General features: G+C 72.4%; 19 protein-coding genes and 1 tRNA gene. 5 read left to right on the top strand and 15 right to left on the bottom strand.

Annotated features, from left to right (window positions below; all coding sequences use genetic code 11):
* Positions 1-32 precede the first annotated feature (32 nt).
* From uvrB to chvE, 5 genes are all read right to left on the bottom strand, one after another.
* The gene (gene uvrB / locus KRAD_RS19340; protein WP_012087348.1) at positions 33-2159 is read right to left on the bottom strand and encodes an excinuclease ABC subunit UvrB; all 2127 of its coding nucleotides are present in this window, start codon (positions 2157-2159) and stop codon (positions 33-35) included.
* Between the two features lie 37 nt (positions 2160-2196).
* Positions 2197-3156, bottom strand: a complete 960-nt coding sequence (coaE, locus tag KRAD_RS19335) for a dephospho-CoA kinase (RefSeq protein ID WP_012087347.1) — start codon at positions 3154-3156, stop codon at positions 2197-2199.
* A gap of 95 nt (positions 3157-3251) precedes the next feature.
* Entirely contained in the window at positions 3252-4478 is a 1227-nt protein-coding gene (gene mmsB, locus KRAD_RS19330) for a multiple monosaccharide ABC transporter permease (RefSeq protein WP_012087346.1), read from the bottom strand.
* On the bottom strand, positions 4475-6100 hold the full coding sequence (mmsA, locus tag KRAD_RS19325; RefSeq protein WP_012087345.1) for a multiple monosaccharide ABC transporter ATP-binding protein: 1626 nt from the start codon (positions 6098-6100) through the stop codon (positions 4475-4477). Before mmsA ends, mmsB begins: the two co-directional genes overlap by 4 nt.
* 96 nt (positions 6101-6196) lie before the next feature.
* Positions 6197-7348: a multiple monosaccharide ABC transporter substrate-binding protein gene (gene chvE, locus KRAD_RS19320; protein ID WP_012087344.1), complete on the bottom strand. Its 1152-nt coding sequence runs from the start codon at positions 7346-7348 to the stop codon at positions 6197-6199.
* Positions 7349-7719: 371 nt separating this feature from the next.
* Here chvE and KRAD_RS19315 point away from each other — a divergent pair, with 371 nt between their 5' ends.
* The gene (locus KRAD_RS19315) at positions 7720-8799 is read left to right on the top strand and encodes a LacI family DNA-binding transcriptional regulator (protein WP_012087343.1); all 1080 of its coding nucleotides are present in this window, start codon (positions 7720-7722) and stop codon (positions 8797-8799) included.
* 135 nt (positions 8800-8934) lie between these two features.
* Here the strand turns inward: KRAD_RS19315 and rpsA are convergent, their stop codons facing one another.
* Positions 8935-10452 carry a 30S ribosomal protein S1 gene (rpsA, locus tag KRAD_RS19310; protein ID WP_012087342.1) on the bottom strand — a complete coding sequence of 506 codons (1518 nt, stop codon included), beginning with the start codon at positions 10450-10452 and terminating at the stop codon, positions 8935-8937.
* 193 nt (positions 10453-10645) lie between these two features.
* Here rpsA and KRAD_RS19305 point away from each other — a divergent pair, with 193 nt between their 5' ends.
* Entirely contained in the window at positions 10646-11545 is a 900-nt protein-coding gene (locus KRAD_RS19305) for a class I SAM-dependent methyltransferase (RefSeq protein WP_012087341.1), read from the top strand.
* Between the two features lie 3 nt (positions 11546-11548).
* Positions 11549-13006 carry a GGDEF domain-containing protein gene (locus KRAD_RS27685; RefSeq protein WP_012087340.1) on the top strand — a complete coding sequence of 486 codons (1458 nt, stop codon included), beginning with the start codon at positions 11549-11551 and terminating at the stop codon, positions 13004-13006.
* Positions 13007-13016: 10 nt separating this feature from the next.
* Here the strand turns inward: KRAD_RS27685 and polA are convergent, their stop codons facing one another.
* The 8 genes from polA to KRAD_RS19260 form a co-directional block, all read right to left on the bottom strand.
* Complete coding sequence (gene polA, locus KRAD_RS19295; protein WP_012087339.1) at positions 13017-15818, bottom strand: DNA polymerase I; 2802 nt, start codon at positions 15816-15818, stop codon at positions 13017-13019.
* 112 nt (positions 15819-15930) lie between these two features.
* Positions 15931-16536, bottom strand: coding sequence for a GNAT family N-acetyltransferase (locus tag KRAD_RS19290; RefSeq protein WP_157873651.1), 606 nt, complete (start codon positions 16534-16536; stop codon positions 15931-15933).
* A 229-nt stretch (positions 16537-16765) separates the two neighbouring features.
* Positions 16766-17521: an ABC transporter ATP-binding protein gene (locus KRAD_RS19285; RefSeq protein WP_012087337.1), complete on the bottom strand. Its 756-nt coding sequence runs from the start codon at positions 17519-17521 to the stop codon at positions 16766-16768.
* Complete coding sequence (locus KRAD_RS19280; protein ID WP_012087336.1) at positions 17518-18360, bottom strand: ABC transporter ATP-binding protein; 843 nt, start codon at positions 18358-18360, stop codon at positions 17518-17520. Before KRAD_RS19280 ends, KRAD_RS19285 begins: the two co-directional genes overlap by 4 nt.
* Positions 18353-19513, bottom strand: coding sequence for a branched-chain amino acid ABC transporter permease (locus KRAD_RS19275; protein ID WP_012087334.1), 1161 nt, complete (start codon positions 19511-19513; stop codon positions 18353-18355). Before KRAD_RS19275 ends, KRAD_RS19280 begins: the two co-directional genes overlap by 8 nt.
* A complete protein-coding gene (locus KRAD_RS19270; protein WP_049821297.1) occupies positions 19510-20490 on the bottom strand; it encodes a branched-chain amino acid ABC transporter permease in 981 nt (326 codons plus the stop codon). Before KRAD_RS19270 ends, KRAD_RS19275 begins: the two co-directional genes overlap by 4 nt.
* Positions 20491-20580: 90 nt before the next feature.
* Entirely contained in the window at positions 20581-21756 is a 1176-nt protein-coding gene (locus tag KRAD_RS19265; RefSeq protein ID WP_012087332.1) for a branched-chain amino acid ABC transporter substrate-binding protein, read from the bottom strand.
* A 295-nt stretch (positions 21757-22051) separates the two neighbouring features.
* A complete protein-coding gene (locus KRAD_RS19260) occupies positions 22052-22681 on the bottom strand; it encodes an ANTAR domain-containing response regulator (RefSeq protein ID WP_049821296.1) in 630 nt (209 codons plus the stop codon).
* 100 nt (positions 22682-22781) lie between these two features.
* Here KRAD_RS19260 and KRAD_RS19255 point away from each other — a divergent pair.
* Positions 22782-22855 (top strand) — tRNA-Leu (locus KRAD_RS19255).
* Positions 22856-22906: 51 nt separating this feature from the next.
* Here the strand turns inward: KRAD_RS19255 and pyk are convergent.
* Positions 22907-24346, bottom strand: coding sequence for a pyruvate kinase (gene pyk, locus KRAD_RS19250; protein WP_041292222.1), 1440 nt, complete (start codon positions 24344-24346; stop codon positions 22907-22909).
* Between the two features lie 138 nt (positions 24347-24484).
* Between pyk and KRAD_RS19245 the strand changes: the two genes are divergently transcribed.
* Entirely contained in the window at positions 24485-24865 is a 381-nt protein-coding gene (locus KRAD_RS19245; RefSeq protein ID WP_041292221.1) for a hypothetical protein, read from the top strand.
* Positions 24866-24877: the final 12 nt, after the last annotated feature.

Raw genomic sequence — 24877 nt, 5'->3', positions numbered from 1 at the left:
GCCGCCCGGGGAAGGGGCGGCCGGCCCGCGCGTCAGGCCCCCTGGGCCGAACGCATCCCGCGCAGCTCCTTCTTCAGGTCGCCGACCTCGTCGCGCAACCGGGCGGCGAGCTCGAACTGCAGCTCGGCCGCCGCGGAGTGCATCTGGTCGGTCAGCTCCTGGATGAGCTGGGCCAGGTCGGCCTGGGGCAGGCCGGGCCGGGACTGCCCCGCCTCCTCCCGGGCCCCCTTGCGGGTCCTGCCGCCGCCGGGGGTCGGCGCCTTGCCCCGGGACTGGGCGCGACCGCCGCCGCCCTGGGCCGCGGCGAGCAGCTCGGCGGTGTCGGCGTCCTCACGGGCGATGAGGTCGGTGATGTCGGCGATCCGCTTGCGCAGCGGCATCGGGTCGACGCCCCTCTCCCGGTTGTACGCGACCTGCTTCTCGCGGCGGCGGTTGGTCTCGTCGATGGCCTGGGCCATCGACGGGGTGATCCGGTCGGCGTACATGTGCACCTCGCCCGACACGTTGCGGGCCGCGCGGCCGATGGTCTGGACCAGCGACGTCGCCGAGCGCAGGAAGCCCTCCTTGTCGGCGTCGAGGATCGCCACCAGCGACACCTCGGGCAGGTCGAGGCCCTCGCGCAGGAGGTTGATGCCGACCAGGACGTCGTACTCGCCCTGGCGCAGCTCCCGCAGCAGCTCCACCCGGCGCAGGGTGTCGATGTCGGAGTGCAGGTAGCGCACCCGCACCCCCTGGTCGAGGAAGTAGTCGGTGAGGTCCTCGGCCATCTTCTTGGTCAGCGTCGTCACCAGGACGCGCTCGTCCTTGTCGGTGCGCAGGCGGATCTCGTGCAGCAGGTCGTCGATCTGGCCCTTGGTGGGCTTCACCACGACCTGCGGGTCCACCAGGCCCGTGGGGCGGATGATCTGCTCGACGACGCCCTTGCCGCGGGAGAGCTCGTACTTGCCCGGGGTGGCCGACAGGTAGACCGTCTGACCGGTGCGCTCGAGGAACTCCTCCCAGCGCAGGGGGCGGTTGTCCATCGCGCTGGGCAGCCGGAACCCGAAGTCCACCAGCGTGCGCTTGCGGGACATGTCGCCCTCGTACATGCCGCCGATCTGGGGGACGGTGACGTGCGACTCGTCGATGACGAGGAGGAAGTCCTCGGGGAAGTAGTCCAGCAGCGTGTTCGAGGCCGAACCGGGGGGACGGTTGTCGAAGTGGCGGGAGTAGTTCTCGATGCCCGAGCAGGACCCGACCTGACGCAGCATCTCCAGGTCGTAGGTGGTGCGCATGCGCAGGCGCTGCGCCTCCAGCAGCTTGCCCTGCTGCTCCAGCTCGGCCAGCCGCTGCTCCAGCTCGGCCTCGATGCTGCCCACCGCGCGCTCCAGCCGCTCGGGGCCGGCCACGTAGTGCGAGGCGGGGAAGATGTAGACGTGCTGCTCCTCGCGCAGCACCTCCCCCGTCAGCGGGTTGAGGGTGTAGAGCTTGTCGATCTCGTCGCCGAAGAACTCGATGCGGATCGCGTGCTCCTCGTACACCGGGATGATCTCCACGGTGTCCCCGCGCACCCGGAAGGTCCCCCGGGTGAAGGCGAGGTCGTTGCGGGTGTACTGCTCCCCCACGAACTTCCGCAGCAGCTCGTCGCGGTCCATCGTCATGCCGACCTTGAGCGCGGTCATGCGGTCCACGTACTCCTGCGGGGTGCCCAGGCCGTAGATGCAGGAGACGGTGGCCACGACGACGACGTCGCGACGGGTCAGCAGCGAGTTCGTCGCCGAGTGCCGCAGCCGCTCGACCTCCTCGTTGATCGAGGAGTCCTTCTCGATGTAGGTGTCGGACTGCGGGACGTAGGCCTCGGGCTGGTAGTAGTCGTAGTAGGAGACGAAGTACTCGACGGCGTTGTGGGGCAGCAGCTCGCGGAACTCGTTGGCCAGCTGCGCGGCGAGGGTCTTGTTCGGCGCCATGACCAGGGTGGGGCGCTGGACCTGCTCGATGAGCCAGGCCGTCGTCGCCGACTTGCCGGTGCCGGTCGCGCCGAGCAGCACGACGTCCTGCTCCCCGGCGTTCACCCGCCGGGCGAGCTCGGCGATGGCCGTGGGCTGGTCCCCGGAGGGGGAGAACTCGGAGACCACCTCGAAGGGCGCCACCCGGCGCTCGATGTCTGTCGTCGGCCGCATGGGCCGAAGCCTAGGCGGGCCCTCCGACACGAGCCCCTCAGCGCGGGGGCACCGGCCGCAAGCGGCAGTCCACCGCGCGGCCGGGGTCCGCGGAGGACGCCAGGACCTCCCCGGCCCCGGGGGGTGCCGGCCGGCGCACCAGCCCGGCGGCCCGCAGGTCGTCGGCCACGGCGCCCGCCGTCGCGAGGTCGCCCACGAGGACCTCGACGTCGATCACGTCGGGCGCGCGCCGGCCCGGCGCGGCGGTCGGCCCGGTGTGCCGCACCTCCAGGGCCCGCTCCCCCGCCACCCGGGCGATCCGGGCGCGGGCCCGCTCCCCCGCCGCCGCCCAGCCGGGGTCGCGCTCCGGGACGGGGCCGCGGGCCGCGGGCCGGCCGGCCCGCAGGTTGGCCTCGAAGGGGAGCAGCCGGTCGCGCCACAGCGCCTCGACGAGACCGGGCAGCGGGTCCGGCTCCCCCGCCGGGCGGCGGGGGTTGGGCAGCAGCACGTCGGCGGCGGCGCGGCGCTCGGCGTCGGTGGCCTGGGCCGCGAGGCGGGCGCGGGCGTCGGCCTCGTCCATCCCGCGGTCCTCGACCAGCCGCCGCACCCGCTCCGCGGCGGGGGCCTCGACGACCACGACCAGCGGCAGGCCCGCGGCGGCGCCGGTCTCCACCAGCAGCGGGACGTCCTCCACGACGACCGCGTCCGCCGGGGCCGCGGCGACCAGCTCGGCCCGCCGGGCCGCCACCAGCGGGTGCACGACCGCGTTCAGCGCCGCGCGGGCCTCGGGGTCGGCGAAGACCCGGCGTCCCAGGGCGGGGCGGTCGAGGTCGCCCGCGGGGGTCAGGACCCCGGGACCGAAGCGCTCGACCACGGCGGCCAGGCCCGGGGTCCCGCGGGCGACGACCTCGCGGGCCAGGACGTCGGCGTCGACGACCACCGCCCCCAGGCCCGCCAGGGCCCGGGCCACCGTCGACTTCCCCGCTCCGATGCCCCCCGTGAGGCCCACTCTCAGCACGGGGTGACCCTACGGGCCCGCGGGGACGACGCAGGGCCCGACCGGAGCGGTCCGGTCGGGCCCTGCGTCGAGGTGGTGCGTGGTGGGACCGGGGGTCAGCGCACCCCGCCGCGACGCTTGTTGTAGACGTCGAAGGCGACGGCGAGCAGCAGCACCAGGCCCTTGATGACCTGCTGCAGGGACTGGTCGACGTTCAGCAACTGCATCCCGTTAGAGATGACGCCGACGAGCAGACCACCGATCATCGCGCCCTGGATCTTGCCGACACCGCCGGTGACGGCGGCGCCGCCGATGAAGGCCGCGGCGATGGCGTCGAGCTCGAAGCTGTTGCCGGCGCTGGGCTGGGCCCCGTTGGAGCGCGAGGAGAAGATCACGCCCGCCACGGCGGCCAGGAAGCCCATGTTGACGAAGATCCAGAAGTTCACCCGGCGGACGTTCACCCCGGAGAGCTGGGCCGCGGCCAGGTTCCCGCCGATGGCGTAGACCTGACGGCCGAAGACCGACGACTTCATGATCGTGGCGTAGGCCAGGATGAGGACGGCCAGGATGATGAGGACGTAGGGCAGACCGCGGCTGTGGGCGAGCTGCCAGGCGAAGGCCATGACGACGACGCCGACGCCGACGATCTTCAGGACGAACAGCGGCAGCGCGTCCACGACCTGCTGGTAGCGGACCTTGGCGACGCGGGTGCGGACCTGGGCGACGGCGAAGCCGGCGACGGCGAGGGCGCCGATGAGCAGCGTGAAGGCGTCGTAGCCGTTGCCGCCGATGAGGCCGTTGGAGAAGCCCGTCGCGACCTTGCCGTACTCCGCCGGGAACGGCGAGAGCGAGACGTTGTCCAGGACGTAGAAGGTCAGGCCGCGGAAGAGCAGCATGCCGGCCAGGGTCACAATGAACGCGGGGATGCCGATGAAGGCGACCCAGAAGCCCTGCCAGGCGCCGATGACGATGCCGACGCCGAGGGCGGCGAGGATGCCGACCCACCAGGGCTGGCTGGAACCGATGACCAGCTGAGCCGAGACCGCCCCGGTGAGGGCCACCACCGACCCGACCGACAGGTCGATGTGACCGGCGACGATGACGATCAGCATGCCGATCGCCAGCACCAGCACGTACGAGTACTGCAGCACGATGTTGGTGATGTTGCCCGGGCTCAGCGACAGGCCGTCGGTGAGCACCGCGAAGAGCAGCACCACCACGACGAACGCGATGTAGATCCCGCTCTCGCGCAGGTTCTGGGTGATGGCCAGGAAGGGGTTCGCGCTGCCCGTCTTCGGCGTCGGCGCGGACGATCCCTGCTTGGTCAGGGTAGAGCCGCTCATGCGGTGTGCTCCTGCGGTGTCTGGGCGGTCGGGGACGGAGGGGTGGGGCTCGGGTCGGTGGATCCGGCCGAGGCGCCGCGGTCCTTGGTCATGAGGACCATGAGGCTCTCCTGCGAGGCCTCCGCGATCGGGACCTCACCGGTGATCCGACCGGCGTTGAGGGTGTAGATGCGGTCGCAGATGCCGAGGAGCTCGGGCAGTTCCGAGGAGATGACGATGACGGCCTTGCCGGCGGCCACCAGCCGGTTGATGATCGTGTAGATCTCGTACTTCGCGCCGACGTCGATGCCGCGGGTGGGTTCGTCGAGGATGAGGACGTCGGGGTCGGAGTAGATCCACTTCGACAGGACGACCTTCTGCTGGTTGCCGCCCGAGAGCTTGCCGGTCAGCGCGGTGACGGTCGGAGCCTTGATGTTCATGCTCCGCTTGCTGTCCTCGGCGACCTTGATCTCCTCGTTGGCGTCGACGAAGCCACCCCGGGTGAGCTTGCCGAGCGCCGCCGCGGAGACGTTGCGCTTGATGTCGTCGATGAGGTTCAGGCCGTACTTCTTGCGGTCCTCGGTGGCGTAGGCCAGACCGTTGCGGATCGCCTCGCCGACGTTGCGGCTCTGGATCGGCTTGCCCCGCTTGTACAGCGACCCGCCGAGGTAGCGGCCGTAGCTGCGGCCGAAGACGCTCATGGCGAGCTCGGTGCGCCCGGCGCCCATGAGACCCGCGATGCCGACGACCTCGCCGGCGCGCACCGAGAGGTTCGCGTGGTCGACGACCAGACGGTCCTGCACGGGGTGGCCCACGGTCCAGTCCTCGATCCGGAGGACCTCCTCGCCGGGGTGGGACTCGCGCTCGGGGTAGCGGCTGTCCAGGTCGCGCCCGACCATGCCGCGGATGATGCGGTCCTCGGTCACGGCGTCGGCGCGCATGTCCAGGGTCTCGATCGTCCGGCCGTCGCGGATGATCGTCACCGAGTCGGAGATGGCCTCGATCTCGTTCAGCTTGTGCGAGATCATGATGCAGGTCATGCCCTCCGAGCGCAGCTGGCGCAGGAGGTCCAGCAGGTGCGCGGAGTCGTTGTCGTTCAGCGCCGCGGTCGGCTCGTCGAGGATGAGCAGCCGCACGTCCTTGCTGATCGCCTTGGCGATCTCCACCAGCTGCTGCTTGCCGACACCGAGCTGGCCGATGGGCGTGGTGGGGTTCTCGTGCAGGCCGACGCGGTTGAGCAGCTTCGAGGCCTCGCCGTTGGTGCGGTTCCAGTCGATGAGACCGCCGCGACCCTTGATCTCGTTGCCGAGGAACAGGTTCTCCGCGACCGACAGGTACGGGACCAGGGCGAGTTCCTGGTGGATGATCGCGATGCCGGACTTCTCGCTGTCGGCGATGCCGGAGAACTGCGAGAGCTGGCCGTCAAAGTGGATCTCACCCTCGTAGGTCCCGTACGGGTACACGCCCGAGAGGACCTTCATCAGGGTCGACTTGCCCGCGCCGTTCTCGCCGCAGATGGCGTGGACCTCACCGCGTCGGACCGACAGCGAGACGTCGGACAGCGCCTTGACCCCGGGGAAGGTCTTGGTGATGGAACGCATCTCCAGGATGTTGGGCTGCGTCGCTTGGGTGTTGTCGGTCATCGGTGAACCGTCGTCCCTCGTTCTGGGTGGGGGGTTTCCGCCGGACACCACGGATCCCGCCCCGGTCGAGACCGGGGCGGGAAGCGTCGTGGTGGGTCAGCTGGCCTTGCCGGCGTCGACCTCGGCCTGGGTGTAGTAGCCCGTGTCGACGAGCGCGGACTTCACGTTGTCCTTGGTGACGATCTCGGACTCGAGCAGGAAGGAGGGGACGACCTTGACGCCGTTGTCGTACGTCTCGGTGTCGTTCGCCTCGGGCTCCTTGCCCTCGACCATCGCGCTGGCGGCCTTGACGGCCTCGTCGGCGAGCTTGCGGGTGTCCTTGAACACGGTCGCGTACTGCACGCCGTCGTTGATGAGCTTGACGGAGGCGATCTCGGCGTCCTGGCCGGAGATGATCGGCATCGGCGTCCCGCTGCCGCCGTAGCCGGCGTTCTGCAGGGCGGTGATGATGCCGCGGGAGATGCCGTCGTAGGGCGAGAGCACGCCGTCGACCTTGCTGCCGTCGTTGTAGGCGGAGGTGAGCAGGTCCTCCATGCGCTTCTGCGCGGTCTCCTGCTGCCAGCGCAGGATGGCGGCCTGGTCGATCTTCGTCTGGCCGGACTTGACGACGATCTGGCCCTTGTCGATGAACGGCTGCAGGGTGTCGATCGCGCCGTCCCAGAAGAACTGGGCGTTGTTGTCGTCGAGCGAACCGGCGAACAGCTCCACGTTGAAGGGGCCGGTCGCGGTCCCCGGGGAGCCGTCGGGGTTCAGCAGGCCGAGGCCCATGAGCACCGAGGTGCCCTGCTGCACACCGACGTTGTAGTTGTCGAACGACACGTAGAAGTCGACGTCGCCGGAACCGCGGATGAGGCGGTCGTAGGAGATGACCTTGACGCCCTGGGCCGCGGCGTTGGCCAGCTGGCTGCTGAGCGCGGTGCCGTCGATGGCGGCGACGATGAGCAGCTTGTCACCCTTGGTGATCATCTGGTCGATCTGCTGCGCCTGCGTCGGGATGTCGTCGTTGGCGTACTGGAGGTCGACCTTGTAGCCGGCCTTCTCCAGACCCGCCTGGACGTTCTTGCCGTCGGCGATCCAGCGCTCGGACGTCTGGGTGGGCATCGCCACGCCGACGGTGATCTCCGAGGGGTTGGCGGAGGAACCGCCACCGTCGCTGTCGGTGCCGGTACCGGCACCGCCGCCGCCGCAGGCGGCCAGGGTCAGGGCGAGGCCGGCACCGAAGACGGCAAGGGCACTGCGACGTTTCATCACGGCGGAACTCCTCTGTACCTCGTGAAAGGCCGCACGAAGGGGCTCGTGGGGCACTCTGCTGCGCGCCGGGTGGCGCTGGGGGGGTGGTTCGCTGCGGGGCTCGAGCTTCCTCGTCCCAGCGCCCGGCAGCAGTGCGATCTGACGATCTGGTGGAACTGGTGAGTTCATTGTTAACGTTGCCATCGGAGAACGTCAAGCCGTTCACCCGGACGCCGAGGAGCCGCACGTGACGACGGCGGCTGGGTTACCCTGGCGCCGCGAGGTCGACGCCGACGAGAGCGCTCCCCCGCACTTCCCGCCGTTCTTCCCGCCCCTCCAGGGTGCTCAGCGATGAGTACCCGGACCTGCACACCGAGTCAGGAAGTGGCATGTCCGCCGAATCCGCACCCCGGGGGGAAGCCCCCGAGGCCGAAGGGCGCCTGCCGGTCCTCGCCGACGTCGCCCAGCTCGCCGGCGTGTCGCAGCAGACCGTCTCGCGCGTGGTGCGGGGCAGCCCGTCGGTGGCGCGGCGCACGCGCGAACGGGTCGAGGCCGCCATCGCCGAGCTCGGCTACCGCCCCAACATCGCCGCCCGCACGCTGGTCACCCGTCGCTCCCACCGCATCGGCGTGGTCGCCGCGGACACCTCGCTGTACGGCGCGGCCACGACGCTGGCCGGGATCCAGGAGGCGGCCCGCGCCGAGGGGTACGCCGTCTCGCTGGTGATGCTGCCGGACCTGAGCGCCGCCGGGATCAGCACCGCCCTGGAGGAGCTGCGCGCGCAGTACGTCGACGGCGCGATCGCCGTGGTGCCCCAGGACGCCGCGCAGGACGCCGTCCGCGCCGCCGACGCCGCCTTCCCCTGCGTCCTGGCCCCCGGGCTCGACGGCGCCGGCGTCCCCGACGCCTACTGGGCCGAGGTCGCCGCGGCCCGCGAGGCCACCCACCACCTGCTGGACCTGGGCCACCCCACCGTCCACCACGTCGCCGGTCCCCCGGACTGGGCGGAGTCCCGGGCCCGGGCCACCGGCTGGCGCACCGCGCTGGTCGAGCGGCTGCGGGTCGTGCCCCGTCCCGTGCGCGGGGACTGGTCGGCGCAGTCGGGCTACACCGCGGTGGGGGACCTCCCGCTGGAGGAGGTGAGCGCGCTGTTCGTGGGCAACGACCAGATGGCGGCCGGGGTGCTGCGGGCGCTGGCGGACCGCGGGCGCCGGGTGCCCGACGAGGTCAGCGTCGTCGGCTTCGACGACGTGCCGGAGGCGCGGTTCTACTTCCCGCCCCTGACCACGGTGCACCAGGACTTCACCGAGATCGGGTGGCGCTGCGTCCGGGTGCTGCTGGGCCGCCTGCACGACCGCGTCGTCGAACCCGGCCCGGTCACGTCCACCCTCGTGGTGCGCTCCAGCACCGCCCCTCCCCCGGCCCCGCGGGTGGCGGGACGTCCGGGGGACCAGGCCCTGCGGGGCTGACGGCCGCCGGGCGGCGCGCAGCGACACGGAGGCGGCGACACGGAGGCAGCGACACGGAGGCAGCGACGGCGAAGGCCCCGACCGGGATCCGGTCGGGGCCTTCGTCGATCAGCGCGTCAACGCGTCAGCGGGAGGTCAGTTCCCGCCGGTGAGCTTCTCGCGCAGGGCCGCCAGGGCCTCGTCGGACGCGAGCGTGCCCGCGGCCTCCGGAGCCTCGGAGGTGTAGGAGGAGGGAGCGGACGAGGAGCTGCTGCTGGAGCTGGAGCTCGAGCTGCTGCTGGTCGCCGCGGTGACACCCTCCGCCTCGGCCTTCGCCTCGGCCTCGGCGGCCTCCGCGACCTGCTTCTTGTGCTGCTCCCAGCGCTCGTGGGCCAGGGCGTACTGCCCCTCCCACTCCTCGCGCTGGGCCTCGAAGCCCTCGAGCCAGTCGTTGGTCTCGGGGTCGAAGCCCTCGGGGTACTTGTAGTTGCCCTGCTCGTCGTAGTCCGCGGCCATGCCGTAGAGCGAGGGGTCGAACTCCTCGCCGGCCGCGGCGAGGGACTCGGTGGCCTGCTTCAGCGACAGCGAGATCCGGCGACGCTCGAGGTCGATGTCGATGACCTTGACGAAGATGTCGCTGTTGACCTGGACGACCTGCTCGGGCACCTCGACGTGGCGCTCGGCCAGCTCGGAGATGTGGACCAGGCCCTCGATGCCGTCGTCGACGCGCACGAACGCACCGAACGGGACGAGCTTGGTGACCTTGCCCGGCACGACCTGACCGATCGCGTGGGTCCGGGCGAACTGCTGCCACGGGTCTTCCTGGGTCGCCTTCAGCGACAGGGACACGCGCTCGCGGTCCATGTCGACGTCGAGGACCTCGACGGTGACCTCCTGGCCGACCTCGACGACCTCGGAGGGGTGGTCGATGTGCTTCCAGGACAGCTCGGAGACGTGGACGAGACCGTCGACGCCACCCAGGTCCACGAACGCGCCGAAGTTGACGATCGAGGAGACGACGCCGGAGCGGACCTGACCCTTCTGCAGGGTCGTGAGGAAGTTCTGGCGGACCTCGGACTGGGTCTGCTCGAGCCAGGCGCGGCGGGACAGGACCACGTTGTTGCGGTTCTTGTCCAGCTCGATGATCTTGGCTTCGATCGTCTTGCCCACGTAGGGCTGCAGGTCGCGGACGCGACGCATCTCGACGAGGGACGCGGGCAGGAAGCCGCGCAGACCGATGTCGAGGATGAGGCCGCCCTTGACGACCTCGATGACGACGCCCTCGACGACCTCGTCGGCTTCCTTCTTGGCCTCGATCGTGCCCCAGGCGCGCTCGTACTGGGCGCGCTTCTTGGACAGGATCAGACGGCCTTCCTTGTCCTCCTTCTGGAGGACCAGGGCCTCGACCTCGTCGCCGACTCCGACGACCTCGTTGGGGTCGACGTCGTGCTTGATCGAGAGCTCGCGCGAGGGGATGACGCCCTCGGTCTTGTAACCGATGTCGAGGAGGACCTCGTCACGGTCGACCTTCACGATGGTGCCGGAGACGATGTCACCGTCGTTGAAGTACTTGATGGTCGCGTCGACCGCGGCAAGGAAGTCCTCAGCCGACCCGATGTCGTTGATCGCGATCTGAGGAGTGGTGCCCGCCGGCGCGGTCGTGGTGGTCGTCATGGAGGTAGGGGCTCCGTCAGGGACAGTCGTAGGGTCGCGGACCCGGGAGGCTCCCGGCCGCCACCTGCGCCCCGCGGGGACCCGTGGGTGGGTCCTGGGACGCAAGCCGTCCAAGCCTACCCGGGCGCACCGGAGGGGGTAAAGCCGGGCTCGGCGGCCGCTGGTCCGGACCGGGGCTGGGACGATCTGCGGCGTGCCTCCCGAGCAGACCCCCGAGCCGACCCCCGACCAGGACCCCGGCGCGGTCCCCGGCCTGCCCGACCAGCCGGCGGTCGGGCGCCGCGAGGTGGGCGCCGCCGAGACCGTCGCCGCGCAGCGCCGCTGGTGGGACGCCGAGGCCGGCGGCTACCGCCGCGAGCACGGCGCGTTCCTCGGCGACGACCGCGAGGGCTCGGAGCTGGTGTGGGGTCCGGAGGGCCTGCGCGAGGCCGACGCGGGCCTGCTGGGGGACCTGGCCGGGCGCACCGTCCTGGAGGTCGGCGCGGGCGCGGCCCAGTGCGCGCGCTGGGTCGCCGCCCGCGGCGGGCGCGTCGTGGCGAGCGACCTGTCGCTGGGCATGCTGGGCGAGGGGGCCGCGGCCGCGGCCGCCGCCGGGGTCCCGCTGCTGCAGTGCGACGCGCGGGTCCTCCCCTTCGCCGACGACAGCTTCGACGTCGTCTTCACCTCCTACGGCGCGCTGCCCTTCGTGGCCGACGCCGACCGGGTCCTGCGCGAGGCCGCCCGCGTCCTGCGCCCGGGGGGCCGGTTCGCGGCCAGCGTGCCGCACCCGCTGCGCTGGGCGCTGCCCGACGTGCCCGGCCCCGAGGGCCTGACCGCCACCCACTCCTACTTTGACCGCCGCGCCTACGTCGAGGCCGACGAGCACGGGGTCGTCACCTACGCCGAGCACCACCGCACCGTCGGCGACTGGGTGCGCCTGCTCGTGGCGGCGGGCTTCGCGGTGCGCGACCTCGTCGAGCCGGAGTGGCTGGCCGGGGAGGCGGTGTGGGGCGGCTGGAGCCGGCTGCGCGGTGAGCTGCTGCCCGGCACGCTGGTCCTCGTCGCCGACCTCGCCCCCCCCCGCCCGCCGGCCGTCCCCCGCGCCGACGGCTGAGCCGTGCCCGCACCCTCGACCGGCCCCCGCCCGCCCGGGGCCCGGTCCGTCCTCCTCGCCGTCGCCGCGCTGCTCGCCGCGGCGTGCCTGGTCCTGCCCACCGGTCCCGCCGGGGCGCTGCTGTACGCCATGGTGGCCTGCGCCATGCCGGTGGGGGCGGTGCTCGGCCTGCGTCGGCACCGGCCCCGCCCCCGCGGCGGCTGGGTGGTGCTGGGCAGCGGGCTGGGCCTGTGGGCCGCGGGCGCGTGCGTGCAGGTGCTGCCGTGGTTCGCGCCGACCCCGGCCGGCCGGTGGTGGCTGTGGGACCTGCCCTTCCTGCTCGGCTACCCCCTCGTGGGGGCCGGGGTGTGGTGGGTCGCGCGCCGGACCCGCCCCCGCCCCGGGGTGGGCGGCGTCATCGACGTCGCGGTCATCACCTCGGGGGTGTCCGTGCTCACGTGGGCCTTCGTCGTGGAACCCGACCTGGACCGGTTCGGCCAGGACCCCGCGGGCGCGGTGGCGGTGCTGGCCTACCCGGTGCTGGACCTCGCCCTGCTCGCGCTCGCGGTGGGCGCGGGTGCGGTGAGCCCGCGGGCCGCGGTCCCGCTGCGGCTGATGACCCTCGGCCTGCTCGCCTCCCTCACCGCCGACCTGGCCTGGCGCCTGACCGGTCCCGGTCCCGGCGGGCAGGTGGTCGTCGTGGCGTTCCTCGTCTCGTTCCTGACCTGGACCGCCGCGGTCACCCACCCCGCGGCGGCGCGGCTGCGGCGGGAGGGGCCGGCGGGCTCCGTCCAGCTGACCCGCCTGCGCCTGCTCGCCCTCGGCGCGGCGGGGCTGCTGGCCCCGGGCACCGCGGCCCTGCAGCTCGCGCTGGGGCGGGAGGTCGACCCGTGGACGGTCGTCGTGGGGTGCGGCGTGCTGTTCACCCTCGTCCTGGCCCGCGCCGCGGTCCTGCTCGAGGCGGTGGGCGCCCAGGCGGAACGGCTGCGCTGGCTGTCGGTCACCGACGAACTGACGGGGCTGCCCAACCGGCGCAGCGGCCGGGAGCAGCTGGCGGACCGCTGCGCACCGGGGGCGGCGGGGCGGCCGGTGACGATCGCCCTGCTGGACCTCGACCACTTCAAGCGGTTCAACGACACCCGCGGCCACCCCGCCGGCGACACCCTGCTGCGGGAGTGCGCCGACGCCTGGCGGGCCCGCCTGCCCCCCGGCGGTCACCTGGCCCGCTGGGGCGGGGAGGAGTTCCTCCTGCTCTGCGCGGCGCCGGTCGAGGAGGTGGACCACCTGCTGTCCGGGTGGCGCCGGGCCACGCCGCAGGGCCAGACCTTCTCCGCGGGCACCGCCGGGTGGGACGGGCGCGAACCCGTCGAGGCGCTGGTGGCCCGGGCCGACGCCGCCCTCTACGAGGCCAAGTCCGCCGGGCGGGCGTGCACGCGGCACGCACCCGCCCCGCGCGGCGCCCGGCGGGCGGCCGCCGGCTAGCCGGAGCCGGTCAGTGCCCGGCCTCGTGCCAGGACCGGCCCACCCCGACGGAGACGTCCAGCGGCACCGCCAGGTCCGCGGCCCCGGCCATCGTCGCGCGCACGAGCTCCTCCAGCGGTTCGCGCTCGCCCCGCGCGACCTCGAGGACCAGTTCGTCGTGGACCTGCAGCAGCAGCCGCGAGCGCAGCCCCGCCTCGCGCAGCCCCGCGTCGAGGTCCAGCATCGCGACCTTGATGATGTCCGCGGCCGACCCCTGGATGGGGGCGTTCAGCGCCATCCGCTCGGCCATCTCCCGGCGCTGGCGGTTGTCGCTGGCCAGGTCGGGCAGGTAGCGGCGCCGGCCCATGATCGTCTCGGTCCAGCCGGTCCGGCGCGCCTCCTCCACGACGCCGTGCAGGTAGTCGCGCACGCCGCCGAACCGCTGGAAGTACTCGTCCATGAGGTCCTTGGCCTCCTCGGTGGAGATCTTCAGCTGGTTCGACAGCCCGAAGGCGCTCAGGCCGTAGGCCAGGCCGTAGGACATCGCCTTGATCTTGGCCCGCATCTCGGGGGTGACGTCGACGGGGGCCACCCCGAAGACCCGGCTGCCGACGAAGCGGTGCAGGTCCTCCCCCGAGGTGAACGCCGAGATGAGCCCCTCGTCGCCGGAGAGGTGGGCCATGATCCGCATCTCGATCTGGGAGTAGTCGGCCGTGAGCAGGCACTCGTAGCCGTCCCCGGCGCCCGCGTCGGGCCCGACGACGAACGCCTCGCGGATCCGGCGCCCCTCCTCGGTGCGGATGGGGATGTTCTGCAGGTTCGGGTCGGTCGAGGACAACCGGCCGGTCGCGGCGATCATCTGCTGGTAGGTGGTGTGGATGCGGCCGTCGTCGGCGACGGACTTGCGCAGCCCCTCGACCGTCTGCCGCAGCCGCGAGGCGTCGCGGTGCTCCAGCAGGTGGGCCAGGAACGGGTGCTCCGTCTTGACGAACAGCGCCGCGAGGGCGTCCGCGTCCGTCGTGTACCCCGTCTTGGTGCGCTTGGTCTTGGGCATGTCCAGCTGCTCGAAGAGCACCGTCTGCAGCTGCTTGGGCGAGCCCAGGTTGATCTCGGTGCCGATGACCTCGTACGCCTGCGCCTGCGCCTGCGCCACCCGCTCGGCGAAGCGGGCCTCGAGGTCGGCGAGCAGCTCGTCGTCCACGGCGATGCCGACGCGCTCCTGCGCGGCCAGCACGGCGACCAGCGGCAGCTCGACCTCGTGCAGCAGCCGCGTGCCCCCGCGCTCCTCCAGCTCCGCGGCCAGGACCCCGGCCAGCTCGGAGATCGCCAGGGCCCGGACCATCCCCTCCTCGGCGCGGGCCTGCTGGTCCCCGCCGACGGGACCGTCGCTGCCGTCGAGGGTCAGCTGCTCGTCGACGTCGGCGTCGGCGCCCCCGGTGGAGCCCTCGGCGCGCAGCTCGCGCTTGAGGTGGCGCACGGCGAGGTCGGCGAGGTCGTAGCTGCGCTGGTCGGGCCGGCACAGGTAGGCGGCGAGCGCGGTGTCCAGGACGACCCCGGCCAGGGTCCAGCCGCGGGCGAGCAGGGCGTGGCTGGGGCCCTTGACGTCGTGGGCGACCTTGGGCCGGTCGGGGTCGGCGAGCCAGGCCGCGAGCGCCTGCTCGTCGGCCGGTTCCAGGGTGAGGGGGTCGATCCAGGCGGCCACCCCGTCGGCGCCGGCGAGGGCGAGACCGGTGACCTCGCCGCTGCCGCGGCTCCACTCCCCCGTGACGTGCAGCCCGGTGCGGTCCTGGGCGTGGTCGGTCAGCCACGGGGCCACCTCCCCGGCGAGGAGGACGGCGCCGTCGACGCCGAAGCCGGCCTCCGCCTCGGGTTCGGCGGACTCGAGGGTGGCGAAGAGGCGGTCGCGCAGGACGCGGAACTCAAGGCCGTCGAAGACGGTGTGGACCTGCTCGCGGTCCCAGGCGCGGCGGACGAGCTCGGGGATCGTCGCCGACAGGGTGAGGTCGTGGACGAGGGCGTTGAGGCGGCGGTTGCGGATGACGGAGTCCAGGTGGGCGCGCAGGCTCTCCCCCGCCTTGCCCTTGATGAGGTCGGCGTTGGCGATGACCCCGTCGAGCCCGTCGTAGAGGTTGATCCACTTCGCCGCCGTCTTGGCCCCGACCCCGGGGACGCCGGGGAGGTTGTCGGAGGACTCCCCCACCAGCGCGGCGAGGTCGGGGTAGCGCTCGGGCGGGACGCCGTACTTGGCCTCGACGGCCTCAGGGGTCATCCGCGTCAGCTCCGAGACGCCCTTCACCGGGTAGAGGACGGTGACCTCGGGGCGGACGAGCTGGAAGGCGTCGCGGTCCCCGCTGGAGATGAGGACGTCGAACCCCTGGGCCACGGCCTGCTCGGTGAGGGTGGCGATGACGTCGTCGGCCTCGTAGCCCTCGATCTCCACCACCGGCACCCGCAGGGCGGCGAGCACCTCCTTGACCAGGTCCACCTGCCCGCGGAACTCGTCGGGGCTCTTGGTGCGGGTCCCCTTGTAGTCGGCGTAGACCTCGGTGCGGAAGGAGGCCCGCGAGACGTCGAAGGTGACGGCGAAGTGCGTGGGGTCCTCGTCGCGCAGCAGGTTGATGAGCATCGAGGTGAAGCCGTACACCGCGTTCGTCGGCTGACCCGTCGTCGTCGCGAAGTTCTGCACCGGCAGGGCGTAGAAGGCCCGGTAGGCCATCGAGTGACCGTCGATGAGGAGCAGCCGCGGACGGGCGGGGGCCGCCTTCGCCCCCTTCCGCGCGCTGCTCGCGCGCGCCCGGGTCGTGGAGGCGGTGGTGGAGGCAGCGGGGGTCACGTCGGTCAGGGTAGTCAGCTCCGGCGACACGGGGGCGGTGGCGAGCGGGCGGGGCGGGTCCCGCCCCGCCCGGCGCCGGTGCCCCCGCCCCGGCACCGGCGCCGGGGCGTCCTCAGGAGGCGGTGGGGACCCCGGCGGGGGGGCTGCCCGGCCCGGGGGCGCCGGCCCGGGCCAGCCGCGCGCGCAGCGACCGGCGACGGGCGACGACGTCGGTGGTGTGGGCCAGCGCCGGGGGTCCCTCGGCGAGGCGGCGGCGCAGCACCGGGAGGGGCACCGCGCGGCGCACGACGACGGGGGCGAAGCCGAGGCGGGCCAGGTAGCGGGTGTACTCGCGGTCCCCGGGCAGGACGGTGCAGGCGACCTGGTCCGCCCCGTCGGCCTGGGCCAGCAGCATGGCCCGGCGCAGCAGGGCCCGGCCCACGCCGCGCCGGCGCAGGTGGGGGACGACGTGCAGGTGCTCGATGCTGGGGCCGGCGCTGCTGCCCAGCGGCAGCAGCGGCGAGGTGGTGATGAGGGCGTAGCCGGCGGGCTGGGCGCCCAGGGAGGCGAGGAGCACCTGGACCTCGCCGTGCTCCAGGGCCCGCAGCAGGCGGGCCCGCACGGTGGCGGTGGCGGTGCGCAGCTGCCCCTGGTCGAAGCGGGCGGAGGCGTAGAGCCCCATGAGGACGTCGATGTCGCCGGCCCCGGCGTCGCGGACCTCCACTGCGGGTCGTGCCACAGGATCCCCTTCCACGCGGTGCGTCGACGCACCCGACGGAGCAGACCGGGCCCCCGCGCCGGTGGCCGCCCCGCTCTCTCGGGGTGGCTGCGCCGGACACTAGGGCACCCGGGCGCGGGGCGGAAGATCCCCCCGCGATCCGGGCGGGGACGTTCACCCGGTGTGGTGAGGGACAGCACCGGGGGTGACTCCCGGCGCCGCGGAGCGGCGCCGGGAGGACACGGGACGGCTAGACGTCGCCGCCGAGGTAGGCGGCGCGGATGGAGTCGTCGGCCGCGAGGTCGGCTCCCGTCCCCGAGCGCACGACGGTGCCCGTCTCCAGGACGTAGGCCACGTCGGAGATCCGCAGCGCCTGGGCGGCGTTCTGCTCCACGAGCAGGACGGTCGTCCCCTGCTGGTTGATCTCCACGATGATCGAGAAGATCTGCTGGATCAGCTTGGGCGCGAGCCCCATCGACGGCTCGTCGAGGAGCAGCACCCGGGGCCGGCTCATCAGCGCCCGGCCGATGGCGAGCATCTGCTGCTCGCCGCCGGACATGGTGCCGGCGAACTGGCTGCGGCGCTCCTGCAGGCGCGGGAACAGCCCGTAGACGCGCTCCAGGTCGCTGCGGTAGGCCGCGGTGCGCCGGTCCTTGCGGGTGTAGGCGCCCATGTCGAGGTTCTCCTCGACGGTCATCCCGACGAACGTGCCGCGCCCCTCGGGAGCCTGGCAGAGGCCCTTCTGGACGAGCTTGTGCGAGGGCACCTTGGTGATGTCCTCGCCCTCGAAGACGATGGAGCCGGTGCGCACGCTGCGCAGCCCCGACACCGTCTTCAGCGTCGTCGTCTTGCCCGCGCCGTTGGCCCCGATGAGCGTCGCGATGGCGCCCCGGGGCACCCGGAACGACACGTCGCGGATGGCCTCGATGCGGCCGTAGTTGACGCTGAGCCCCTCGACGACGAGCTGGTCCTCACCGAGGGTCTTCTGCTGCGTCGGGGTGTTCATTCGTCCACGTCTCCTTCGGCCAGCTGATCGTCCTCGACCCCGAGGTAGGCGGCGATGACGGCCGGGTCGTTGCGGATGTCGGCGGGCAGGCCGTCGGCGATCTTCTTGCCGAACTCCAGGACCACGATCCGGTCGGTGACGCCCATGACCAGGCGCATGTCGTGCTCGATGAGCAGGACGGTGTTGCCCATGTCGCGGACCTTGCGGATGAGGTCCATCAGCCGCTGCTTCTCGACCGGGTTGAACCCGGCGGCAGGTTCGTCCAGGCAGAGCAGCTTGGGCCGCGTGGCCAGCGCCCGGGCGATCTCCAGCCGGCGCTGCTCGCCGTAGGAGAGGTTGCGGGCCAGGTCGTCCGCGCGGTGGGAGAGGTCCATCATCGCGAGCAGCTCGTCCGCGAGGCGGTGGCCCTCGCGGGTCTCCCGGCGGTGCCGGGGCAGCCGGAACAGGGAGTTGACGACCCCGGAGCGGTGGTGGGAGTCGGCCCCGACGAGGACGTTCTCCCGCGCGGTCATGTTCCCGAACAGGCGGATGTTCTGGAAGGTGCGGGCGATCCCGAGGCGGTTGATCTGGAACCGCTTGCGCCGGCCCAGCGGCTGGCCGTCGAAGACGACCCGTCCCGACGTCGGCTGGTAGACGCCGGTGAGGGCGTTGAAGCACGTCGTCTTCCCGGCGCCGTTGGGGCCGATGAGCCCCAGGATCTCCCCCTCGCGGATGTCGAAGGACACGTCGTTGAGGGCGACGACGCCTCCGAACTTCAGGGTGACGTTCTCCATCGTCAGCAGCGGAGCGCCGAACGCCTGCGGGGCGCGCGGGGCGGTGTCCTCGGTGAGCTCAGGCACGAGCGCCCTCCTGGGTCCCTTCGAGTTCCTGGGTGGCGGCGTCGGCGCGCTGGGCGCGCTTGGCCCGGCGCGGCGGCAGCAGGCCCTGCGGGCGGAAGTTCGCCAGCAGCAGCAGGAGCAGCCCGAAGACGACGATGCGGAAGTCGGCGAACTCGCGGAAGCGCTCCGGCAGGTACGCCACGACGACACCGCCGACGATGGCGCCCCAGCGGTTGCCCTGACCGCCGATGACGACGGCGGCGAGGAACATCATGGACAGCTGGATCATGAACGAGTCGGGGTTGATCGCCCCGATCCGGGAGGCGTACAACGCCCCCGAGAGGCCACCCACGAACGCGCCCATGGCGAAGGCGAGCAGCTTGAAGCGGAAGGTCGGGACGCCGTTGAGCTCGGCGGCCTCCTCGTCCTCGCGGGTCGCCTCCCAGGCGCGCCCGACGCGGCTGGCCTGCAGCAGCTTGTCGGCGATGAGCACGAGGATGATGACGATGAGGGCGAGCCAGTAGTACGGGACCGCGTCCAGCAGCCCGAACTTCAGGAAGATCGAGCGGGCCCCCTCGCCGAGGTCCACCTTGGCCGTCGCCCCGTCCCAGACCAGGCTGGGCAGGCCGAACAGCTCGGTCGAGGGCGGGCGCGGGATGCCGGTGATGCCGCGGGCCTGGTTCAGCCACTCCGTGTTGAGCGCGGTGAGCCGGATGATCTCGCCGAACCCGAGGGTGACGATGGCGAGGTAGTCGCCGCGCACCCGCAGGGTGGGCGCCCCCAGCAGCAGGCCGCTCGCGGTGGAGATGGTGACGGCCATGATGATCAGGACGAACCAGTTGATCTCGCCGTGCAGCGAGCCGCCGACGCCCACGGTGTAGGCGCCGATCGCGTAGAAGCCCACGTAACCGAGGTCGAGCAGCCCCGCGTACCCGAGCACGATGTTCAGGCCCAGGGCCACGAGGGCGTAGTTGGCGACGCTGGCCAGCACCGAGCCGAACTCGGCGTCGGGGGTGGACACGATCGGGAGGTTCAGCAGCGGCAGGACGAAGAAGAAGAGCGCGAGGAGGACCCAGACCAGGACCTGGACCGGCTTGGGCAGGGCGGTCCAGCGGTCGGCGAACGACGGCTTGGCCGGGCGGGCCGGCTTCGCGGCGGTGGCGGAGGTGCTCATGCGCGGGCCTTCCCGAGGGATTCGCCGAGGATGCCGGTGGGCCGGAACAGCAGGACGACGATCAGCAGCAGGAAGGACACGACGTCCTTCCAGGACGAGGCGAGACCGAAGAACGTGGCGTAGTTCTCGGCCAGGCCGAGGACGAGCCCGCCCACGAGCGCGCCGCGGATGTTGCCGATGCCGCCGAGGACGGCCGCGGTGAAGGCCTTGATGCCGAGGATGAAGCCGACGTTGTAGCGGGTGACCCCGATGTGGACGAGGTAGAGCAGCGCCGCGGCACCGGCCATGAGGCCGCCGATGAAGAACGTCAACTGGACGACGCGCTTCTGGTTGACCCCCATGAGCGCGGCGGCCTCGGGGTTCTGCGACACCGCGCGGACCCCGCGGCCCAGTCGCGACCGGCGGACGAACTGGTCCAGGGCGATCATCATGACGATCGCGGCGACGAGCACGATGAGCTGGTTGCTGCGGATCTGGAACCCGGCGACCTCCAGCACCTGCACGTTCGGCAGGGGGTTGACGAAGGCGGTGTTCTCGCGGGCCTGGCGGACGTAGGGGGCGAGCACGCCGTCCAGGTTCAGCCAGCCGGCGATGCGGTCGCGCAGGCCCATGATCTCGGAGAGCATGAACGAGGCGCCGATGGCGGAGATGAGCGCGACCAGCGGGGGCGCGTTCTTCTCCCGCAGCCGGCGGTAGGCGACGCGTTCCACCACGAGGGCGACGCCGCCGCTGACGAGCATCGCGGCGACGAGGGCGACGAGCAGCAGGCCGATCGCGGCCGGCCAGCCCATGCCGGCGTGCGCGCCCAGCAGGGTCATGGCCCAGACGGCGCCGAAGCTGCCCCACATGAAGACCTCGGAGTGGGCGAAGTTGATCAGGCGCAGGACGCCGTAGACGAGGGTGTAGCCGAGCGCGAAGAGGGCGTAGATCGCGCCGACGACCAGACCGGTGAAGGTCAGGTTCAGGAACGTGGACAGGGGAACTCCCCGGGGTGAGGGATGGCGACGGGGGACGGCCGGAACGCGGACGACCCCACCCGCGCGACGCGGGTGGGGTCGTCGAGCGGTTCAGGAGGCGTTGATCTCCTGGTCGGCGACGATCTCGCCGCCCTCGACCTTGTAGGCCCAGACGCTGACCTCGCTGGGCTCGCCCTTCTCGTCGAACTTGAGCTGCTTGGTGACGCCCGGCTTGTCGTAGGACTTCACGTAGGCGAGCAGGTCCTCGCGGGTGACGTTGCCCTCGGCGATCCCGTCGAGCAGGATGTTCGCCGCGTCGAACGCCTCGGCCGAGTAGGTCGCCGGGGCGGTGCCGTAGGCCTCGGTGTAGTCGGCGACGAAGGTGCCCCCGGCCTTGTCCGGCGGCAGGCACGGGCAGGTCATGAGCGCGCCCTCGGCGGCCGCCGCACCGGCGGCGGTGATGAGGCCCTCGTCCTTGGCGCCGTCGTCGGTGATGAAGGCGAGCTTGTCCGCGCTCAGGCCCGACTCGCGCAGCTGCTTCAGCAGCAGCCCGCCCTCGGGGTAGTACCCCCCGAAGAAGACCGCGTCGGCCCCGGAGGCCTGCACGTCGGCCACGACCGCGGAGAAGTCCGTCTGCCCGGTCTGGATGGTGTTGTTCTTGACGGCCTTCGCCCCGAGGCTCTCGCGGACGATGTCGGCCAGGCCCTTGCCGTACTCGGTGGCGTCGTCGATGACGTACACCTTCTGCTTGCCGAGGGTGTCGGAGATGTAGGTGGCGGCGGCGGGGCCCTGGGAGGCGTCGTTGCCCAGGACGCGGAAGAAGGTCTTCCAGCCGTTCTCGGCCAGGGCGGGGTTGGTGGCCGAGGGGCTGATGCCGACGATGCCGGCCTCGTCGAAGATCGGGTCGGCGACCTTGGACTCGCCGGAGAAGGCCGGGCCGACGATGCCGAGGACGTTCTCGTCGCCCACGACCTGCTGCGCGAGGCCCTGGGCCTGGTTCTGGTCGCCCTGGGAGTCGTAGGGGGTCACGGTGACCTGGCACGCGCCGCTCTCGGCGTTGTGCTGGTCCACGGCGAGCTTCACGCCGTTCTGCTCGTTGACGCCGAGGTTGGCGTTGGGACCGGTCAGCGCACCGAAGAAGCCGATGCTGACGTCTGCGGGGCAGCTGCTGCTGCCGCTCGAGGAGCCCTCGGCGGCGGTGGTCTCGTCGCCGCCGGTGGTGCCGCACGCGGCGAGGAGCAGGGCGGCAGCCGCGGCGGGGGCCGCGAGTTTGACGATGGAACGCACTGGGTCCTCCTGGGCCGGGGGCGCGGGGGCCGCGACGACGCACGGACCCGCGGGCGCCACCCGGGAGCGGTGGAGCCGGGGTGAACACTAGGGGGCGTGCCCGCCCTCCGGGGGCGTTCGGTGTGCGTGTTCACCGGGTCGTTACACAGATCGGTCAGCACCGGGCCCCGGAACTGCGCAGATCTGCCGCTGCGTGACCGGATCGCGGCAGGAACGACAACGGCCCCGCCACCCGTGGGGGTGGCGGGGCCGTGGCCGGGCGTCGCGGGGCGACGGGTGCCGGGGAGGGGTGGCGTCAGCCGCGGTCCTCGCCACCGGCGCTGATGACCGTGGTGGCGACCTCGCGCATCGTGAGGCGCTTGTCCATCGACGTCTTCTGGATCCAGCGGAACGCCTCGGGCTCGGACATGCCGAACTGGGTCTGCAGCTTGGACTTGGCCCGGTCGACCAGCTTGCGGGTCTCGAAGCGGTCGGCGAGGTCGGCGACCTCGTCCTCCAGGGCCATGATCTGCTGGTGGCGGCTCACCGCGATCTCCACGGCCGGCAGCAGGTCGGCGGAGGTGAAGGGCTTGACGACGTAGGCCATGGCCCCGGCGTCGCGAGCGCGCTCCACCAGCTCGGCCTGGGAGAACGCCGTCAGCAGGACGACCGGCGCGATGCGCGCCTTGGCGATGCGCTCGGCCGCGGAGATGCCGTCGAGGATCGGCATCTTGATGTCCATGACCACGAGGTCGGGCTTGTGCTCCTCGGCCAGGGCCACGGCCTGCTCGCCGTCGCCCGCCTGGCCGACGACGTCGTACCCGGCCTCGGTGAGCATCTCGACGATGTCGAGACGGATGATCGCCTCGTCCTCCGCGACGACCACCCGACGAGTGGTCGCGGAGGAGGAGGCGGGGGTGTCGGGAGTGTTCGTCACGCGGGGCATCCTAGTCCGTGCCCCGGCGCTACTACGACCCGTCGTCGCCTCGGGCCGGTCGCGGGGCACTCCCAGGGTCCCGGTAAGGTGATCCGGCGCCCCGCGGGACGCCCTGGTAGCCCAACCGGCAGAGGCAATCGACTCAAACTCGATCCAGTGTGGGTTCGAATCCCACCCAGGGCACGTGCGCGAGAGCCCCGGAGCGACGTGCTCCGGGGCTCTCGCCGTCCGGGCTCAGGCGTAGGCCGCCGACATCCCCGACGTCGCGTCGCCGATGCGGTGCACGCGCAGGGCGTTGGTGGAGCCGACGATCCCCGGGGGGGCACCGGCCACGATGACGACGAGGTCGCCGACGGCGCAGCGGCCCATCTCCTGCAGGCGGCGGTCCACCTCCTTGACCATCTCGTCGGTGGTGGAGATGAAGGCCGCGAACTCCGGCTCGATGCCCCAGGACAGGGCCAGGCGCCGGCGGGTCGCCTCGTCGGGGGTGAAGGCCAGCAGCGGGATGCCCGAGCGCAGCCGGGACAGCCGGCGCGCGGAGTCGCCGGACTGGGTGAACGTCACCAGCAGCTTGGCGTCGAGCTGCTTGCCGACCTCGGCGGCGGCCAGGGTGATGGCCCCGCCCTTGGTGTGCGGCACGGTGCCCAGGGCGGCGATCCGCTCGGCGCCGTGGGTCTCGGTGTTCTCGATGATGCGGGCCATCGTCCGGACGGCCTCGTAGGGGAACGCCCCCACGCTGGTCTCGCCGGAGAGCATGAGCGCGTCGGCGCCGTCGAGGACGGCGTTGGCGCAGTCGGAGGCCTCCGCGCGGGTCGGGCGCGGAGCGGTGATCATCGACTCGAGCATCTGGGTGGCGACGATGACCGGCTTGGCCTGGCGGCGGGCCAGCTCGATGGCCAGCTTCTGGACCAGCGGCACCTCCTCCAGCGGCAGCTCGACGCCGAGGTCGCCGCGGGCGACCATGATGCCGTCGAAGGCGGCGACGACCTCGCGCAGGTTCTGCACGGCCTGCGGCTTCTCGACCTTGGCGATGACGGGGACGGTGATCCCCTCCTCGTCCATGACCTTGTGCACGTCGTCGGCGTCCGCGGCGGAGCGGACGAACGACAGCGCGACCATGTCGACGCCGAGCCGGAGGGCGAAGCGGAGGTCCTCGACGTCCTTCTCCGACAGCGCCGGGACGCTCACCGCGACCCCGGGCAGGTTGATGCCCTTGTTGTTGCTGACCGGGCCGGGGACGGTCACCAGCGTGGTGACCCGCGGGCCCTCGACGGCGGTGACCACGAGACCCACCTTGCCGTCGTCGATGAGGATCGCGTCACCCACCGACACGTCCCCCGGCAGGCCGGCGTAGGTCGTGGAGCAGATCTCCCGGGTCCCCACCACGTCCTCGGTGGTGATCGTGAACACGTCACCGACCGCGAGGTCGTGGGGCCCGTCGGCGAACCTCCCGAGGCGGATCTTGGGGCCCTGCAGGTCCGCGAGGATCGCCACCGACCGTCCGGTGGCGGCCGCCGCCGCCCGCACCCCCTCGAAGTTCGCGCGGTGGTCGTCGTGGGAGCCGTGGCTCAAGTTCAGTCGGGCGACGTCCATCCCGGCGTCCACCAGTGACCGCAACCCGTCGTGACCCGCGACCGCGGGCCCGAGGGTGCAGACGATCTTCGCTCTGCGCATGACCCCGAGCCTATTGGGCCCCGCCCCGGGACCGGCGGGTGGGGCGCGCCACGACCGCGACGTCCACCGCACCGCCACCCGCCCGGCACCTGCGCGGCCCGGCGTGCCGAGGCCGGGCGCCCACGTCATGCTGACCCCGTGAACACGCAGGAGCCCCAGCACCAGAAGGACTTCGAGCACGAGATCGACGAGCTCGTTGAAGAGGCCATCGAGCACGAGTACGCCGTCTACCTCCGCCTGCACGAGGACGGGGAGTGGCCCGCCGGCGCGGTCGCGGGCCTGGTCGCCGACCTGCACGCGGCCCACCCGCGCGTGGAACGGGTCGACGCCCCCGAGCACGACGTCGTCCTCAGCGTCGACGGCGACGGCCTCGACGCGCAGGGCGCGGCCCGCCACGCCCTGCAGCGCGTCACCGAGGCCGCGGCGGCCCGGGGCCTGTCCCCCTCGGCCGCCGACGTCACCGTGCTCAGCGACAGCGCCGTGTGGACCTACGGGCAGGACGAGATCGCCGCCTGGTGAGACCCCGCGGGC

Source organism: Kineococcus radiotolerans SRS30216 = ATCC BAA-149 (assembly GCF_000017305.1).
Taxonomy (GTDB): domain Bacteria; phylum Actinomycetota; class Actinomycetes; order Actinomycetales; family Kineococcaceae; genus Kineococcus; species Kineococcus radiotolerans.
Note: the sequence above shows the minus strand (reverse complement) of the source record. Positions and strands in the feature narration are given on the sequence as shown.